This window comes from Metapseudomonas resinovorans DSM 21078 (assembly GCF_000423545.1).
GTDB lineage: Bacteria > Pseudomonadota > Gammaproteobacteria > Pseudomonadales > Pseudomonadaceae > Metapseudomonas > Metapseudomonas resinovorans.
Genome location: NZ_AUIE01000040.1, coordinates 1 through 16,880 on the forward strand (window position 1 = coordinate 1; position 16,880 = coordinate 16,880).

Sequence of the window (16,880 nt, forward strand, 5' to 3'; positions counted from 1 at the left end):
CGTCTCTATTCGCTACACCGAGCGGCTGGCAGAGGCCGGCATTGAGCCCTCAGTTGGCAGCAAGGGCGATAGCTACGACAACGCCTTGGCCGAAACCATCAACGGGCTGTACAAGGCCGAGCTGATTTACCGTCAATCATGGAAGAGCCGCGAAGCTGTTGAGATGGCGACTTTGAAATGGGTGCACTGGTACAACCACCAACGCTTGCTGAGCTCAATCGGATATATCCCGCCCGCGGAGGCTGAGGCAAACTTCTACCAGCAACAAGCAGGTCAGGCCATGGCGGCCTGACTTAAACGAAACGGCCTCTACAAAAGCCGGGGCGATTCATTCAGCCTGGCAGACAGCACAGGGGCGATCAACAGATCAACGCCGGCATTGGTTCAGATTGCAACGTCAGTCGCCCACTTTCGCGGGCAGAAATTGCAGCGAGAGTTTTTCAACAGGATGGGTCGAATACGGACGTCAAAATCGATTTATTCAACGCACCGCGCATGAGGGCGGTATCCCGCTGGTTGGGCATACCCATGGGCGTGCGGCGAGAACGCTCGATGCGCGCGGGCGTTACAATGGGCGCCCGCGCCGATCCCCCGATCGGGCACGCCCGGAGCCAGCTTCAGATGTTCACCCTTGTAAACCTGGACACATCGCCGCCCGAATCTCTGAAGAGTCAGGTTCTACAAATGGTGGTGGACTACTTCAGCGACATCAGCCCGGTGTCGCTGACGCCTAGCAATCCGCTCTATCAGTTGTATCAGTACGTGATTGGCTACGAGGTGCACCTGTATCTGCAGGCCATGAACAGCGCTCTGGATAGCACCGCGCGGTTGATCCTGGCCCTGGATGATGAAGATCCGTCCCAGGTGCTGGGTTTTGCCCTGTACCTGCCTAGCCAGGATGATGCCGAGGCCTGCACGCTGGCCTATTTGGCCGTCAAGGCCAGCCACCGCCGACGCGGTATTGCCCGGGCTTTGTTGCAGCAGATGGTCAAGTGTCGGCCCCACGCCGAGCTGGCCTGCGTGGCGAGCAAGGTGCCGACTTTCGAGTCGATGGGGTTTCAGGTACTGGCAGCGCAGGGGCCGCACGTGCTGCTGAACACCCGCGATCACCGCTCGGACGGCATGGTGGCGGTGCAGGATCTGGCCCCGATATTCCAATCCAAGGAAGTGCGGCAGATCCATGCCTACCTGGTGCAGCAACACGGCAAGAAGGCCATGAGCGAGGCCGAGAATAAACGCGACCGCTTGCTCGACCAGTTGGCCCATCAGGCTCAGGCATTGGTGAAAGAGCGTTTCCCTACGATTCACTGACGGCCAGATTGGCCAGCTTGCAGCTGTTCCTGCGCCAGCGATCAAGAGATCGCTGGCCGGTTCTTAGCGCTTCACGCAGACGAACAATGCATTCCCGGACGTGCCGCCCCAGGGCGTAATCCGTTCGTAGTCATGCTCGAAGACGTGCACCTCGAAGTGCGGCTGCAGTAGTTGCTCAAGCTCGGTGAAACTCAGGGCGACCATGGCATGTTCGTCCTGCCAGGTCTGGGTCACACCCGCCGTGGTCTTCTCGATGCTGAGGCGCAGTGCCTGCTGCTCGCCCTCGCCGCTGTAGTACCAGCCGGAACCGAAGGTGAAGTGGCTGCCCTCGTGCTCCACGGTGTGGCGCACAAATGAGCGGTTGTCTATCTGCCGCTTGTCCACCGTGTTGAAGCAGAACACGCCGTTCTCCTCAAGCGCGCCGTGCACGCAGGCCAGGCACGCCCGCAACTGCTCCAGCCCGGCGTTGTAGTGGATCGAGTAGAGGAAGCAGGTGATCAGATCCAGCGGCTCGTCTACTCGGAAGCTCGCCATGTCCTGCCGACTGAACTGTGCCTCGGGGCAGCGCAGCTGGGCGATATCCAGCATTGGCTGATTGATGTCCAGGCCGGCACTGCGGTAGCCGAAGTCGAGGAAATGGCGCACGTGCGGCCCGGTGCCACAGGCGAGATCCAGGTGCCGGCTCCCTTGGTTGCCGAATATCTGGTGCAGCCGGCGCACGCTGTGGCTCTGCGCCCGGTAGTCGATGTCGGCGCACATCAGGTCGTAATAGGTGGACAGGTCGGTGTACAGCGCGTTGGAGGACATAAGCAGCCAGAGGGTTCGACGGAGGTTTCGGCTCAGCATGGTACCTCAGCCCCGAGCGCTTCCCGCCGAAAACAGACTTCCCGCACCAGCCGCTGCGAGCAGCTGCCTTGCGAGGCCCTTTTCGGTGCCACGCCCGCCAACCTCATCACGCTGCAGGCTGGCTTATTCGGTATTTTAATGCCGATTTATCGTGCTGATTCTGTGTAAACCGGAACTATATTGCTGGAAGCTGAGAAGCGAACTACGTTATTCGGCATCATAGTTCCGATTAGCTTGCGCACCCCATGCCAGGACATCTCACGATCCAGACCTACGTTGAAGGCCATTGGCGCGATGCCATGGTGCTTTCAGTCTCCGACCCTGTGAAGGCTCAAGAGCCGCCGTGCAAGGTGTCCTACGAGCAGCCCTACTTGCTCGACTTCATCGAGCAGATGGAGACGCTATTCGAGCCGGCCATCAGCGTGAACCTTCCGCTGAACTGGAACCAGGTCGATAGCAGGGGGCATCCCGCATTTGTCTACGACCTCGCCCCGATGGTGCTCGACCCGGAAGGGGTCACGCGAGTGACCAAGTGGGTGCCCGAGCATTTGGGGAACCCGGATTGGAGAGCGATCTGCGGGTACTTCGGGGACTGGATCAGCCCGGACATTCTCTTCGAGCGGCTGCGCGGAGCCGCTGAGCTGTTTCGGGCTTTGCCGGATCTGCTGGTCGAACTTCCTGCGGAAATCAGAAGCGCGCCGTCCATCCCGCTGAACAATCTGGATAAGCGCCTGGCTGAATGGGGTCTTCGATGAAAACGATCACCAACGAAGAGCGCAAGCGGCTCATTGACGACATCATGATGCGGCACGCGATGGGGGAGGAAACCCTAGGAACGGCTATTCGCCGACTGCGGCTTGAGGTGACCGGTCTCGATCAGGACACCTTCGCTACCATGTGCGCCCTGTCGACCAAGGCCCTGTACCAGATCGAGAAGGACAAGGCTAATCCGACCATCAATACCATCGACGGCATCCTGCGGAAGTTCGGGCTGCGCCTGGGGCTGTGCTTGGCGGCCAGGACCACTTACGCGCCGCCGCTTGGGCAGCCGCAACCTGTTTCCAGAACGCCGGCTCGCGGCGCCAAGCCTCAACGCAAGCAAACGGGTCCGCTCAGCGGAACTGCAACTCTCCGCGCTGCTGCAAAGGGCAAGGTCGAAGAGGGCGACAAAGGCCCGAGCGAATGAGTGATGGCCTGTCCCGAAGCTGATCGTTAAGCGCTACTGCTCGCACATCGCCGCTCGAACTTCATCGGACTGATGAAGCACCTCGCGCGGCAACGCCCAAACCCCAAGCCCACCTCGCGTTGGCCGGCGATCACTCGCTCCCGTAGTTCATCACCGACAGCAAGCGAATCGGCACCTGCAGCAGCTTCTCCGGGCCGTGGGGTACGTCGCCGTCGAAGGTCAGGCTGTCGCCGGCCTGCATGTGGTACAGCTGGTTGCCGTGGCGGTACACCAGTTCGCCTTCCAGCAGGTGGAGGAACTCGGTGCCGGGGTGGGCGAAGGTGGGGAACTCCTCGCTCGCGTCATCCATGCTCACCATGTAGGCCTCGAAGTTTTTCTTCGGGCCACGGGTGTGGTTGAGCAGGTGGTAGGTGTGGCCTTTCTCGGTGCCGCGGCGGACCACTTCCATGCCTTCGCCGGACTTCACCAGGATGGCGTTGCCGTCCGGCTGGTCGTACTGGCTGAACAGCTTGGACATGGGCATGCCCAGCACGTCGCAGAGGCGGCTCAGGGTATCCAGGCTGGTGGAGACCTGGGCGTTCTCGATCTTGCTCAACATGCCCTGACTGATTCCGGCGATACGGGCCACGTCCGCCAGCTTCAGTTCCTGCGCCTGGCGCTGGCGCTTGATCTGCATGCCCAGGTATTGCTCCAGGCGGAGGCGCGGTGGGGTTTCGGTGGTCATGGGCGGTGAGTCCTGCACGGTTTCAGTTCAAGAAATTATATTTCGCACTGAGAAAGTGCGAGATCGGGTGTCCTGCCCCGGTTCAAGGCTCTGGACTTTCCCACAGTGAAAAGGATTTTCCCATATAAACAGTAGCTCGGCGCAAAACCGAGTTCTTCCTCTGCGCGCCTTTCAGATTGGCAAGCTGCTTGCATTCCTGATGGGAAACTAAGTTTCCTGTGTGGAATTCAATGAAAAAGCCCGACCGCTACCTGCTCATTCAGACGATCCGGACCCCGGTGGCAGTCGTGCGCCGCCCCGTCTTCGATCGCCTGCCATCCAACGACCGCCTTGCCCTTTTCCAGGAGTGAAGACCCATGTTGCCAACTGAAACGCAGCGCATCATCGATCAGCACGGCATCAAGTACGTGCTGGCCCAGTTCGTCGATATCCACGGCGCCGCGAAGACCAAGTCCGTGCCGATTTCCGGCCTCAAGGCGGTGGCCGAGGACGGTGCCGGGTTCGCCGGTTTCGCCATCAGCGGCATGGGCATGGAACCGCATGGTCCGGACTTCATGGCCCGTGGCGACCTCTCCACCCTGATCCCGGTGCCCTGGCAGCCGGGCTACGGCCGGGTGGTGTGCATCGGCCACGTGGAAGGCAAGCCCTGGGCGTACGACACCCGCTACGTGCTGCAACAACAGGTCCAGCGTCTCTCGGACAAGGGCTGGACCCTGAACACCGGCCTGGAGCCGGAATTCAGCCTGTTCCGCCGTGGCGCCGACGGCAAGCTGCAACTGGTGGACGCCACCGACAACCTGGACAAGCCCTGCTACGACTACAAAGGCCTGTCGCGCTCCCGCGAATTCCTCGAGCGACTGACCGAAGCCCTGCAACCGGTGGGCTTCGACATCTACCAGATCGACCACGAAGACGCGAACGGCCAGTTCGAGATCAACTACACCTACAGCGACGCCATGGAATCGGCGGACCGCTTCACCTTCTTCCGCATGGCCGCCGGCGAGATCGCCAACGACATGGGCATGATCTGCTCCTTCATGCCCAAGCCCGACCCGAAGCGCGCCGGCAACGGCATGCACTTCCACCTGTCCATTGCCAGCGCCAGCAACAAGAACCTCTTCCACGACCCGAACGACCCTAGCGGCATGGGCCTGTCGAAAATGGCCTACCACTTCGCCGCCGGCCTGCTGGCCCACGGCCCGGCCCTGTGCGCCTTCGCCGCGCCCACGGTCAACTCCTACAAGCGCCTGGTGGTGGGGCGCTCGCTCTCCGGTGCGACCTGGGCGCCGGCCTTCATCGCCTTCGGTGCCAACAACCGCTCGGCCATGGTGCGCGTGCCCTACGGCCGCCTGGAATTCCGCCTGCCGGATGCCGGCTGCAACCCCTACCTGGTCACCGCCGCGATCATCGCCGCTGGCCTGGACGGCATCGACCGTCAGCTGGAGCCGGACACGATCTGCAACGAGAACCTCTACAACCTGAGCCTCGAAGAGATCGCCGCGCGCGGCATCAAGACCCTGCCGCAGTCGCTCAAGGAAGCCACCGACGCCCTGGAAGCCGACCCGCTGTTCCGCGAGGTGCTCGGCCCCGAAATCGTCGACGAATTCATCAAGCAGAAGCGCATGGAGTGGGTGGAGTACAGCCGCCATGTCTCCGACTGGGAGATCCAGCGCTACACCGAATTTTTCTGACAGCCCGTCGCCCATTTACCTGCCCCGAGGAGACACGCCATGTGCGGAATCGTAGGTCTTTACCTGAAGAAGCCCGAGCTGGAAGGCCAGCTCGGCAAACTGTTCGAACCCATGCTCGAAGCCATGACCGACCGCGGTCCGGACAGCGCCGGCTTCGCCATCTACGGTGATGAAGTGGCCGACGGCTGGGTCAAGCTGACCCTGCAGGCCATCGAGGCCGACTACGGCTGGAAGCACCTGATGGGATCGCTGGAAGGCCGCCTGGGCTGCTCGCTGGACTGGTTCCAGAACGCCAGCGCCGCGGTGCTCAAGGTCAACTGCGATGAAGAGCGCGTACGCGCCGCCCTCGCTGACCTCGCCCCCGACGTGCGCATCATGAGCGCCGGCCAGAGCATCGAGATCCTCAAGGGCATGGGCCTGCCGAAGGAAATTTCCGAGCGCTTCGGCCTCGCGAACATGAAGGGCAGCCACATCATCGGCCACACCCGCATGGCCACCGAAAGTGCGGTGACCATGGAAGGCAGCCACCCGTTCTCCACCGGCGCCGACCTTTGCCTGGTGCACAACGGCTCGCTGTCCAACCACTTCCGCCTGCGCCAGGAACTCAAGCGCCAGGGCATCACCTTCGAAACCGAGAACGACACCGAAGTGGCCGCCGGCTACCTGACCTGGTGCCTGCAGCAGGGCGACAGCCTGAAGGAAGCGCTGGACAAGTCCCTGGAAGACCTCGACGGCTTCTTCACCTTCGCCATCGGCACCCGCAATGGCTTCGCGGTGATCCGCGACCCGATCGCCTGCAAGCCGGCCATCCTCGCCGAGACCGACGACTACGTGGCCATGGCCTCGGAGTACCAGGCGCTGGCCAGTCTGCCCGGCATCGACAAAGCCAAAGTGTGGGAGCCGGAGCCGGCCACCATGTACATCTGGGAACGCGCCTGAGGAGCACGCACATGAAAACGATCGATCTTTCCAGCGCCTCCGTGCGTGAACTGAACCAGTCCCTGCATGGCGAAATGCAGGACCGCGAGTGGGTCGTCACCCACCCGGACGGCAAGCACAACCTGGCCGTGGGCGTGAACCAGGCCGTGAGCATCGATATCCAGGGCCACGCCGGCTACTACTGCGCGGGCATGAACCAGAAGGCCAGCGTCACCGTGCACGGCAACGTCGGCGTTGGCGTGGCGGAGAACATGATGTCCGGCTCGGTGCGGGTGAAGGGCAGTGCCTCCCAGGCCGCCGGCGCCACCGCCCACGGCGGGCTGCTGGTGATCGAGGGCGATGCCGGCGCGCGCTGCGGCATCTCCATGAAGGGCGTCGACATCGTGGTCGGCGGCAGCATCGGCCACATGAGCTGCTTCATGGCCCAGGCCGGGCGCCTGGTGGTCTGTGGCGATGCCGGCGATGCGCTGGGCGATTCGCTCTACGAAACCCGCATCTACGTGAAGGGCACGGTCAAGTCGCTGGGTTCGGACTGCATCGAGAAAGAGATGCGCGCCGAGCACCTGGAAGAACTGCAGGAACTGCTCAACCGCGCGGGCTTCAACGAAGACCCGGCCAGCTTCAAGCGCTACGGCTCGGCTCGCCAGCTGTACAACTTCAAAGTCGATAACGCATCCGCGTACTGATCCGCAGCGAGGACAATTCCATGAGCGAAAAACACACTCCGGTGCTGCGCGAATCCGCCACCTTCGACCGTCTGACCATCCAGGAAATCCAGCGTGCCGCCGAAACCGGCATCTATGACATCCGTGGCGGCGGCACCAAGCGCAAGCTGCCGCACTTCGACGACCTGCTGCTGCTCGGTGCCTCCGTGTCGCGCTACCCGCTGGAAGGCTACCGCGAGAAGTGCGGCACCGACGTCGTACTAGGCACGCGTTTCGCCAAGAAGCCGATCCATCTGAAAATCCCGGTGACCATCGCCGGCATGAGCTTCGGCGCGCTGTCGGCCAACGCCAAGGAAGCCCTCGGCCGTGGCGCCAGCATCGCCGGCACCAGCACCACCACTGGCGACGGCGGCATGACCCCGGAAGAGCGCGGCCAGTCGCAGCACCTGGTGTACCAGTACCTGCCGTCGCGCTACGGCATGAACCCCGACGACCTGCGCAAGGCCGACGCCATCGAGATCGTCCTCGGCCAGGGCGCCAAGCCGGGTGGCGGCGGCATGCTGCTGGGCATGAAGGTGACCGAGCGCGTCGCCGGCATGCGCACCCTGCCCATCGGCGTCGACCAGCGCAGCGCCTGCCGTCACCCGGACTGGACCGGCCCGGATGACCTGGCGATCAAGATTGCCGAGCTGCGCGAGATCACCGACTGGGAAAAACCCATCTACGTGAAGATCGGCGCCAGCCGCCCGTACTACGACGTCAAGCTGGCGGTGAAGGCCGGCGCTGACGTCATCGTCCTCGACGGCATGCAGGGCGGCACTGCGGCCACCCAGGAAGTGTTCATCGAGCACGTGGGCATCCCGATCCTCCCGGCCATCCCGCAAGCCGTGCAGGCCCTGCAGGAGATGGGCATGCACCGCAAGGTGCAACTGATCGTCTCCGGCGGCATCCGCAACGGCGCCGACGTGGCCAAGGCCATGGCCCTGGGCGCTGATGCCGTGGCCATCGGCACCGCCGCCCTGGTCGCCCTGGGCGACAACCATCCGCGCCTGGACGAAGAGCTGAAGAAAATCGGCTCCGCCGCCGGTTACTACGACGACTGGCAGAACGGCCGCGACCCGGCCGGCATCACCACCCAGGACCCGGAACTGTCCAAGCGCCTGGACCCGGTGGAAGCCGGCCGCCGCCTGGCCAACTACCTGCGCGTGCTGGTGCTGGAAGCCCAGACCATGGCGCGGGCGTGCGGCAAGTCCCACCTGCACAACCTCGACCCCGAGGACCTGGTGGCGTTGACCGTGGAAGCCGCCGCCATGGCCCGCGTGCCCCTGGCCGGCACCAGCTGGATTCCGGGTCAGGGCTACTGACTCCGGAGGCGTTGCAAGAAGGCCGGCGAGCGATCGCCGGCCTTTTTCTTTTTCGGTTGGGCCGAGTCCGTAGGATGGGGGGGCGGCGTTCCGCGAGCCTGCGAACCCCATCAATCCCGAGCGCCAACCGCATGGGTTTCGCTCCGCTCTACCCAGCCTACAAACTGCGCGGGGCGGCGGGGCACCATCCTGGTGAATGCATTGCTTTATTGATTGGCAGGAAAATCAAATTCGCACCAAGAAAATGCGCTATGACGTGCCATCGATATCCACTGCCTCTCCAAGCCGCGAAATAAAGCGTTTCCCATTCAACGACTTAGTACAAATGTAAGCGCTTGCTGCGACCTTGGCAGGCCAATTGCTATGCCTGTAGGGAAACAAAGTTGCCCCACAGGAAGATAAAGGCGCAGTTCCGGCCTCCTTCCTCGGGGCGCGAAGCCGGGCCGCTCTTCCGACAGAGGTCCGGCCAATTTCCCCGTCGGTTGGAGGCAGCAGGCAATGATCCGGTTTTCACATGTGGGCCGCGGTATGTTCGGCCTTTCCCTTCTGTTGGGCAGTTTCGCCGCCAATGCGGAGGACGCAGCACCTGCGATCAACAGCGGCGACACGGCGTTCGTGGCGCTCTGCTCACTGGTGGTATTGCTGATGACGCTGCCCGGCCTGGCGCTGTTCTACGGCGGCATGGCGCGGACCAAGAACGTGCTGTCGATCCTCATGCAGGTGTTCTGCACCGCCTCGCTGATGTCGGTGCTGTTCGCCATCTACGGTTACAGCCTGACCTTCACCGACGGCGGCTCGCTGCAGGCGGTGATCGGCGGCCTGGACAAGCTGTTCATGAGTGGCATCACCAAGGATTCGGTGGTCGGCACCATTCCCGAGTACCTGTACTTCCTGTTCATGCTGCTGTTCGCCGCCATCACCCCGGCGATCATCGTCGGTGCCTTCGCCGAGCGCATGAAGTTCGCCGCGGTCCTGGTGTTCATGACGGTGTGGCTGACCATCAACTACATCCCCATGGCGCACATGGCCTGGGGCGGTGGCTGGGTGTTCAACCTGGGCGTGCAGGACTTCGCCGGCGGCAACGTGGTGCACCTGAACGTCGGCATCGCCGCCCTGGTGGGCGCCTGGCTGCTCGGCCGCCGGCGCGGTTTCGGCACCCAGACACTGGCCCCGCACAACATGACCATGACCCTTACCGGCGGCTCGCTGCTGTGGGTGGGCTGGCTGGGCTTCTGCGGCGGCTGCGCGCTGGCCGCCAACGGCTTCGCCATGCTGGTGATGGTCAACACCATGCTCGCCAGCTGCGCCGGTGCGCTGGGCTGGATGCTGGTGGAATGGCAACACCGTGGTCGTCCGAGCCTGTTCGGCGCGGTATCCGGTGCCATTGCCGGCTTGGTCGCCATCACCCCGGCCTGTGGATATGTCGGCCCCATGGGCGCCATCCTGCTCGGCCTGATCGCAGGACCGGTGTGCGTCTGGTCGGTGGACAAGCTCAAGCCGATGATCGGCCTGGACGATGCCTTCGACGTGTTCGGCGTGCATGGCGTGGCCGGCATCCTCGGCGGCCTGCTGACCCCGGTATTCGCCCTCACCGCCATCGGTGGCCAGGGCTTCCCCGAAGGCCGCGATCTGGTGGACCAATTGCTGGTCAACGGCGGCGCCATCCTGTTCAGCATCCTCTTCTCGGCCGTGACCAGCCTGATCGCCTTCAAGGTGGCTTCGGCATTGTGCGGCGGGCTGCGCGTAGGCGAGGAGGCTGAGGTGGACGGGTTGGACCTCTCCGCCCACGGCGAAGTCGGCTACAAGTACTCGAGCTGAGGATCATGGCCATGAAACTCATTACCGCAATCATCAAACCCTTCCGCCTGGACGAGGTGCGCGAAGCGCTGACTGAGGCCGGCGTCAACGGCGTGACCGTCACCGAGGTCAAGGGCTACGGCCGGCAGAAAGGCCACTCGGAAGTCTACCGGGGGGCCGAGTACGTGGTGGAGCTGCTGCCCAAGATCAAGCTGGAACTGGTCGTCAGCGACGCGCTGTGCCAGGCCGCCATGGACGCCATTCTCAAGGCGGCCTACACGGGCAAGATCGGCGACGGCAAGTTGTTCGTCCAGGACCTGGAGAGCGTGGTGCGGATACGCACCGGAGAGATGGGCGAAGACGCGCTCTGAGTAGAAGGCAACCCCAAAGCGCCGACGCATTGCGTCGGCGCTTTCATTGGGGGTTTGGCAAGAGGGAGAGGTGAAGAATGGCATGGTTGAACGGATGGGGTTTCCTGATCCTGGCGGGGCTCTGCGAGGTGCTGTATGCGTCGATCATCCCGCGTACGGATGGCTTTACCCGGCTCTGGCCGAGCCTCTATTGCGGCTTTTTCCTGCTGCTGAGCATCTACCTGCTGAGCCTGGCGGTGCGCGATCTGCCGCTGGGGCTGGCTTACGCCGTCTGGGTAGGCATCGGCACCCTGGGCACCGTGGCCTACGCGACGATGTTCATGGGCGAGCAACTGGGGATGATGCGCGGGCTGTGCCTGGTGATGATCATCGGCGGCATCGTGGGCTTGAAGCTGGTGGGCGAAGGGCAAGTGGCCTAGTGCGTGCTGAAGGATCGTAGCCCGGATTTCATCCGGGCTACCGGCCCCGCCATCGCCGGGTGGGGCGGCGGGGTGGTGGCGTCGGTTGGGTAGAGGAACGAAACCCAACAGCGGTGTGGCAACTGTTCGATGGGTTTCGCTGCGCTCTGGCGGAACGCCGCCCGCACCATCCCACGGGTGCAGTGGCCGGCGCGAGGGTTACTTCAGTTTTGGCAATTCGTCATCCGGCAAGTCGTAGCTGTGCTTTTCGTGGATGAAGGTGGCGGCCAATGCGTAGAGGGTGGCGGCGATCACCACCACGGTGATGACGCCAAGCACAGTGGGATTGTTGGCATAGGTGAAGACGGCGCTGGCGCCTTCGTAGGTGCTGATGCTCATGGATATGCTCCTCGGGTCGTTGTCGTCAGGCGGTCTTGGTTTCCACCACCAGGGTGGTTTCCACGCTGCCGTTCGGCTTTACCGTCTCGCCGTAGATAGCGGTCCATTCCGGGTAGGCCTGGGCCGGTACTTCGGTGAGGTCGAGGCCGCGTTCTTCGGCATGGGCCGGAACCCGCAGCACGCCGGCTTTCTTCAGGGCGTAGGAAATGGCAAAGCCCGGGAAGAAGCCGAGGGACGCCAGGACCAGGGCGCCGCCCAGTTGGCCCAGGAAGCTGATGGGCGCCATGTCGTTCACGTTGGGGTAGCCGGCGAGGAACACGCCGCTGATCACAAGCCCCGCGAAGCCGCCGAAACCATGCACGGCGAAGGCGCCCACGGCGTCGTCGAGGCGGAACTTCAGCAGCAGGTTATTCACCAGCGGTGCCACGGCGGCGACGCCCATGCCGATCAGGTAGGCCAGGCCGGGGTGGTAGAGGTCCAGTCCCGGAGCCACCGAGATGATCCCCACCAGGCCGCCGGACATCATCCAGTAAGGTTCGCGGGTGGTCAGGTAGGCGCCGATCAGGCCGCCGGCAAAGCCCATCAGGGTGTTGAAGGCGAAGGCCGAGAGGGTGGTGGGGGCGCCGTAGATGTTGATCCATTGGGCGCCGGAGCTGTAGATGATGCAGCCGCCGAGGAAGCCGAAGAAGCCGACGATGATCAGCATCAGGCCCACCACGCTCATCGGCATGCTGTGGCCGACGATGGCGTTGGTGCTGCCGTCCGGGTTGAAGCGGCCGATGCGGGCACCGAGGTTGATCACCACCGCCAGGGCGAAGAACCCGGCGATCACGTGGACCACGCCCGCGGCGCCGACGTCATGGTAGCCCCACTGCACGGTCAACCAGCCTTGCGGGTGCCAGCCCCAGGCGGCGCCGAACAGCCAGAGCACCGAGCCGAGCAGGATGGTCATGACGATGAAGGCGCTCATCCGTGCACGCTCGATGATGGCGCCCGAGAGGATGGAGCCGGTGGTGGCGGCGAACAGGGCGAAGGCGCCCCAGAAGATGCCGGTGGCGTTGTCCTTGATGTTCGGGCCCATGGACTGGCTCCAGGGCATCGCCGCCTTCAGGGCGTCCATGCGCGGCACGAAGCCGTCGGGGAAGGCGTTGTAGATGGCCCAGCCGAAGAGGAAGAAGGTGGGGACGATGAAGCCGAAGGCGAGGATGTTCTTCACCCCGGCGGCCAGTGCGTTCTTCAGGCGTGAAGCGCCTATCTCGTAAGACAGGAAGCCGGCGTGGATCAGGATCATCAGGGCGATGCACCACCAGTAGAATATTTCCATATTCAGCGTGTTGGTCATCTCGATCAGACCCTGCAACTCCTCCAGGGTCGGTGTTTTCTGTTCTTCCATCACTCAATCCTCGATACGAATTCGTTGGAATAGCGTTGGTTGGCAGATCGAGTGGGACACGTGCCTGGAGGCTTCTTGTTTTTATCGCCGCGCAAGAAAAGTGCGTATTGGGAAAGGCAATCCTTGTGCCAGTGTCTGGCATCGCGCCATTACCCCTGGCTCGCGCGGCATTTCGCGAGCGGAGCGATACCCAGCACCGGGGATCGATGGGTTTCGCCGGCTCGCGAACGCCGCCCGACCCATCGTGCGGGCTGGGCTTGAATGCCCCGTTTGTAGTCATCCTCCCGGCAACACGCCTGAAATTGGGTCGTTTTTTCAGCGATGCTGCTGCAGCATCGCCTGGATCTGCTGCACCGACTCCTGGGTCCGCCGCGCCAGGTTGCGCACCTCGTCCGCGACTACCGCGAAACCGCGCCCTTGTTCACCTGCCCGGGCCGCTTCGATGGCGGCATTGAGCGCCAGCAGGTTGGTCTGTTCGGCGATGCCCCGGATCACCCCGGCCACCTGGGCGATCTGCCCGTAGGTGGCCTGGATGTTCGCCTGCTCACGTTCGTGCAGGTTGGCGGCGGCTTTCTCGTCGCTGATCTCGCGCACCGCGCCGGTGACGTACAGCAGCCGGCCACGGCTGTCGCGCAGGCAGCGGCCACGTTCGCGGAACCAGACTTCGCCTCGGGTCTTGTGGCGCATGCGGTACTCCACCGCGTAGAAACCGTCGCCGCTGCTGTCCACCATCGAGGCGTTGAAGGCCTTCATCACCGCTTTGAGATCGTCCTGGTTGACCACGCCGAAGTAGCTGTCCCAGCCATCGGGGAATTCGTCGTGCTGGTAGCCGATGAGTTCGCGGAACTGCTCGGACCAGCGGATCAGGTTCTGCGGATGGTCGGGGTCGCCGTTGACCACGTTCATCGCCCAGCAGCCTTCGGTGAGGGTGCGTTTGGTCAGCTCCCAGACCTTGCGCTCTTCGTCCCATTTTTCCCGTTCGGCTTCCAGGGCATCGAACTGCTGTTCGCGTTCCTGCAGCTCGCCCTGCAAGCGGGCATTCTGCGCCTCGACAGCGGCCAGCCGTTGGCTGAGCGCGGCGTATTCCTCGACGCTGCAGGGCGGCGAGGGCTGGTCCTCCGCCTGGCGGCGGATGCCCTGCAGTTCACGCCAGTCGCGTTGCAGCCGCTCCAGGCTGCTGAGCAGCCGGGGCTGGCGTTGCAGTTGGGGCGGCGTGGACGCCGCGCCTGGGTCGCTGGACAGTTGGTCGAGCCACTGGCTGAGCTCATTGGCCAGGTTGCTGGCGGCATTGCTGAACCACATCGGCCGATTCTCCTTGGCAATGGATGGTGAGGGACTTCCTGCAAATCCCTCACCAAGTGCTGCATCAGCTGCGCACGCGGGTCTTCTCCGGGTCGTAGGCCACGGTGCCGGCGCTGACGGTGGCGCGGATGCGCTTCTGCTGGCCATCCAGCTTGCCGACTTCCACCGCCGTGCCCGGCGCGCAGTAGCCGATGTCCAGCCGGCACAGGGCGATGTTCTTGCCCAGTACCGGTGAGCGGGTGGCGCTGGTGATGACGCCGACTTGGGCGCGGCCCACGCGTACGCAGTCGCCATGGGCGGCCGGTTCGTTGCCCTCCAGTTCCAGCCCCACCAGCTTGTGCTGCGGGTTGGCGCCGCGCCGTAGCAGTGCATCCTTGCCGATGAAGTCGGCCTGTTTGGTTTTCAGTGGCACGCAGAAGCCAATGCCGGCCTCGAAGGGGTCGGTCTGGTCGTTGAATTCGTAGCCGGCGAAGATCAGCCCGGCCTCGATGCGCAGCATGTCCAGCGCGTGCAGGCCCAGGGGCACCAGCCCCAGCGGCTCGCTGAGCTGCCAGAGGCGCTTCCACACCGCCATGGCGTCGCTGGGGTGGCACCAGATTTCATAGCCCAGTTCGCCGGTGTAGCCGGTGCGCGAGACCATCAGCGGCGGGCCGTTGTAGTCGTCGAGGCGGCCGACGAGGAAGCGGAACCAGCCGAGGTCTGCAAGTGCGGGTTGGGTGCCCGGCGTCCAGATCATGTCTTTCAGCAGGGTGCGGGCCAGCGGGCCTTGCACGGCAATGTTGTGGATCTGCTCCGAGGCGCTCTTGATCCACACCTTCATGCCGAGCTTCTCGGCCTGCTCGCGCAGCCAGACGCCGGCGTAGTCCTCGCCGCCAATCCAGCGGAATGCATCGGCGCCAAGACGAAGTAGCGTGCCGTCGTCGAGCATGCCGCCGTGCTCGAAACACAGGGCCGAGTACACCACCTGGCCCACCGCGAGCTTGCGCACGTCGCGGGTCAGGCAATGGTCCAGCAGGGCTTCGGCGTCGGGGCCGAGCACCTCGAACTTGCGCAGGGCGGACAGGTCCATCACCGCCACCTTTTCGCGGCAGCCGTGGTACTCCGAGAGGGCGCCGTAGCCGTCGAACTGCATCGGTGTCCAGAAGCCGCGGTAGTCGACGAACTGGCGGGTGAGGGCGGAGGTGCCGGGGTGGAATCCGCTCTCGCGGGTCAGCACCGGGTCGGCGTCGGGTGTCTTGCGAGTGGCCATGGCGATACTGAAACGCTCCTGTTCGGAATACACGCGGATGTGGATGTCGGTGGGCTGCCAGCCGTTGGCCGGGTCGATGTCGTCCGGGCAGGAACTGCTGGCGCAGACCAGGTCGGTCATGGCGCGCAGCAGCACGTAGTCGCCGGGGCGCGACCAGGGCTCGTCGAGGGTGAGGTGCTGGTGGGCGTCCATCCCGGTGTTGAAGAAGAAGTTGATCGCCGGCCAGCCGGCGCGGCCTTGCACGCCGTGCTTTGCCACCGCGCGGCTGATGTTGTCGCTGCAGTTGGCGTGGCCGAAGTAACCCTGGGATTCGTAGTAGCGCGCGGTGCAGGCCAGGGCGAAGGTGTCGTGGCGGCCGACGGTGTCGCGCACCACTTCCAGCATGGGCTGCAGGTTGCGGTCGAAAAAGCGGCTGAACAGGCCGGGGCCGGGGTAGGCGTTGCCGTTCAGGGTGCGGGTGACGGTGGGGTCGAGGTCGATCTCGCGGCCGGCATCGAGGCCACGGCGGTCGAAGGCGACGAAGTCCGAACACTGGCGCCCGGCGACGTCCAGCACCTGGATGTACTGGCCGGCGCCGACGACGTAGTCCCGCGCGGTGCCGGGGGTGATGGTGAACTCATCCACCAGCTCGCCCAGCGGCGCCGGCAGTGGTGGGGCCAGCACGCGGCGCGGGTTGGCGCGGTGGATCACGAGGCGCAGCTCGCTGGCGCGCCACTGGTTGTCCACCGGCGTCTGGCCGCCCGGTGCGGCGACTATCACCAGCAGCGCTTCGCTGGCGCTGAAACTGCGGTTGAAGCCGGCTGGCGTGCCGGGCTGCCAGAGCGGCGCGGCGGGCGGCAGGTGGCGGCAATCGACTCCGCGCCTGACCAATCCGGTACTGACATGGGCGGCCTCCGGACTGCCGTCGTGCAGCAGGTGGGCGATGAAGTCGGCGCCGGGGCTGGACGCAAGACCAAGGGCGGCGAGCGCCGCGCGGCCGTTGTCGGCGAAGGCCAGCAGCTCGGCGGCCTGGTTGCCTTCGAGGTCGATCACCTCCAGCCGGTCCCCCGCGTCCAGGGCCACGACGGTCAACCCGGCGGGCGCGACGCGGTGGCGTTCCAGGCCCGGGGCTCGGGCGAACAGGGCCGGCTCCAGCGGCCGGGATATCACGGGCAGGTTCATGCTGTGGGCTCCACGCAAGGAAAACCAGGTGCTGTGCGGGCCGAACCGGAAGGGTGGGGTGGTGTCAGCCCACGTGGGCCTTAT

17 protein-coding genes are annotated in these 16,880 nt (G+C 64.3%); 11 read left to right on the forward strand and 6 right to left on the reverse strand.

The window, feature by feature from the left end; all coding sequences use genetic code 11:
- Both G559_RS0121920 and G559_RS0121925 read left to right on the forward strand, forming a co-directional pair.
- Positions 1-292 (forward strand): integrase core domain-containing protein (locus G559_RS0121920; protein WP_028630306.1); only part of this gene is annotated, 292 nt, incomplete at its 5' end.
- A gap of 329 nt (positions 293-621) precedes the next feature.
- On the forward strand, positions 622-1,311 hold the full coding sequence (locus G559_RS0121925) for a GNAT family N-acetyltransferase (RefSeq protein ID WP_028630307.1): 690 nt from the start codon (positions 622-624) through the stop codon (positions 1,309-1,311).
- Positions 1,312-1,374: 63 nt separating this feature from the next.
- Here G559_RS0121925 and G559_RS0121930 read toward each other — a convergent pair whose 3' ends face one another.
- The gene (locus G559_RS0121930; protein ID WP_028630308.1) at positions 1,375-2,118 is read right to left on the reverse strand and encodes a class I SAM-dependent DNA methyltransferase; all 744 of its coding nucleotides are present in this window, start codon (positions 2,116-2,118) and stop codon (positions 1,375-1,377) included.
- A gap of 284 nt (positions 2,119-2,402) precedes the next feature.
- Here G559_RS0121930 and G559_RS0121935 point away from each other — a divergent pair, with 284 nt between their 5' ends.
- Both G559_RS0121935 and G559_RS29655 read left to right on the forward strand, forming a co-directional pair.
- Complete coding sequence (locus G559_RS0121935; RefSeq protein WP_028630309.1) at positions 2,403-2,912, forward strand: hypothetical protein; 510 nt, start codon at positions 2,403-2,405, stop codon at positions 2,910-2,912.
- Positions 2,909-3,343: a helix-turn-helix domain-containing protein gene (locus G559_RS29655; protein ID WP_245586529.1), complete on the forward strand. Its 435-nt coding sequence runs from the start codon at positions 2,909-2,911 to the stop codon at positions 3,341-3,343. The genes G559_RS0121935 and G559_RS29655 overlap by 4 nt, the downstream gene beginning before the upstream one ends.
- Positions 3,344-3,473: 130 nt before the next feature.
- Here G559_RS29655 and G559_RS0121945 read toward each other — a convergent pair whose 3' ends face one another.
- Complete coding sequence (locus tag G559_RS0121945; protein WP_028630311.1) at positions 3,474-4,067, reverse strand: helix-turn-helix domain-containing protein; 594 nt, start codon at positions 4,065-4,067, stop codon at positions 3,474-3,476.
- A gap of 356 nt (positions 4,068-4,423) precedes the next feature.
- Between G559_RS0121945 and glnT the strand changes: the two genes are divergently transcribed.
- The 7 genes from glnT (at position 4,424) to G559_RS0121985 (ending at position 11,313) form a co-directional block, all read left to right on the forward strand.
- Positions 4,424-5,758, forward strand: coding sequence for a type III glutamate--ammonia ligase (gene glnT, locus G559_RS0121955; protein ID WP_028630312.1), 1,335 nt, complete (start codon positions 4,424-4,426; stop codon positions 5,756-5,758).
- A gap of 39 nt (positions 5,759-5,797) precedes the next feature.
- Positions 5,798-6,697: a class II glutamine amidotransferase gene (locus tag G559_RS0121960; RefSeq protein ID WP_028630313.1), complete on the forward strand. Its 900-nt coding sequence runs from the start codon at positions 5,798-5,800 to the stop codon at positions 6,695-6,697.
- An 11-nt stretch (positions 6,698-6,708) separates the two neighbouring features.
- Positions 6,709-7,383 (forward strand): GltB/FmdC/FwdC-like GXGXG domain-containing protein, encoded by a 675-nt coding sequence (locus G559_RS0121965; protein ID WP_028630314.1) that lies wholly within the window; start codon positions 6,709-6,711, stop codon positions 7,381-7,383.
- 20 nt (positions 7,384-7,403) lie between these two features.
- Positions 7,404-8,726, forward strand: a complete 1,323-nt coding sequence (locus G559_RS0121970; RefSeq protein WP_028630315.1) for an FMN-binding glutamate synthase family protein — start codon at positions 7,404-7,406, stop codon at positions 8,724-8,726.
- A 498-nt stretch (positions 8,727-9,224) separates the two neighbouring features.
- Complete coding sequence (locus tag G559_RS0121975) at positions 9,225-10,544, forward strand: ammonium transporter (protein ID WP_028630316.1); 1,320 nt, start codon at positions 9,225-9,227, stop codon at positions 10,542-10,544.
- 11 nt (positions 10,545-10,555) lie between these two features.
- Positions 10,556-10,894 (forward strand): P-II family nitrogen regulator, encoded by a 339-nt coding sequence (locus G559_RS0121980; RefSeq protein WP_028630317.1) that lies wholly within the window; start codon positions 10,556-10,558, stop codon positions 10,892-10,894.
- A 77-nt stretch (positions 10,895-10,971) separates the two neighbouring features.
- Positions 10,972-11,313, forward strand: coding sequence for a DMT family transporter (locus G559_RS0121985; RefSeq protein ID WP_028630318.1), 342 nt, complete (start codon positions 10,972-10,974; stop codon positions 11,311-11,313).
- Between the two features lie 198 nt (positions 11,314-11,511).
- Here the strand turns inward: G559_RS0121985 and G559_RS0121990 are convergent, their stop codons facing one another.
- The 4 genes from G559_RS0121990 to G559_RS0122005 all read right to left on the reverse strand — a co-directional run bounded on the left by G559_RS0121990 (position 11,512) and on the right by G559_RS0122005 (position 16,796).
- A complete protein-coding gene (locus tag G559_RS0121990) occupies positions 11,512-11,691 on the reverse strand; it encodes a hypothetical protein (RefSeq protein WP_028630319.1) in 180 nt (59 codons plus the stop codon).
- A gap of 25 nt (positions 11,692-11,716) precedes the next feature.
- Positions 11,717-13,084, reverse strand: coding sequence for an ammonium transporter (locus G559_RS0121995; protein ID WP_028630320.1), 1,368 nt, complete (start codon positions 13,082-13,084; stop codon positions 11,717-11,719).
- 315 nt (positions 13,085-13,399) lie between these two features.
- A complete protein-coding gene (locus G559_RS31185; RefSeq protein WP_028630321.1) occupies positions 13,400-14,386 on the reverse strand; it encodes a methyl-accepting chemotaxis protein in 987 nt (328 codons plus the stop codon).
- Between the two features lie 64 nt (positions 14,387-14,450).
- Positions 14,451-16,796: a DUF1989 domain-containing protein gene (locus tag G559_RS0122005; RefSeq protein ID WP_028630322.1), complete on the reverse strand. Its 2,346-nt coding sequence runs from the start codon at positions 16,794-16,796 to the stop codon at positions 14,451-14,453.
- Positions 16,797-16,880 lie beyond the last annotated feature (84 nt).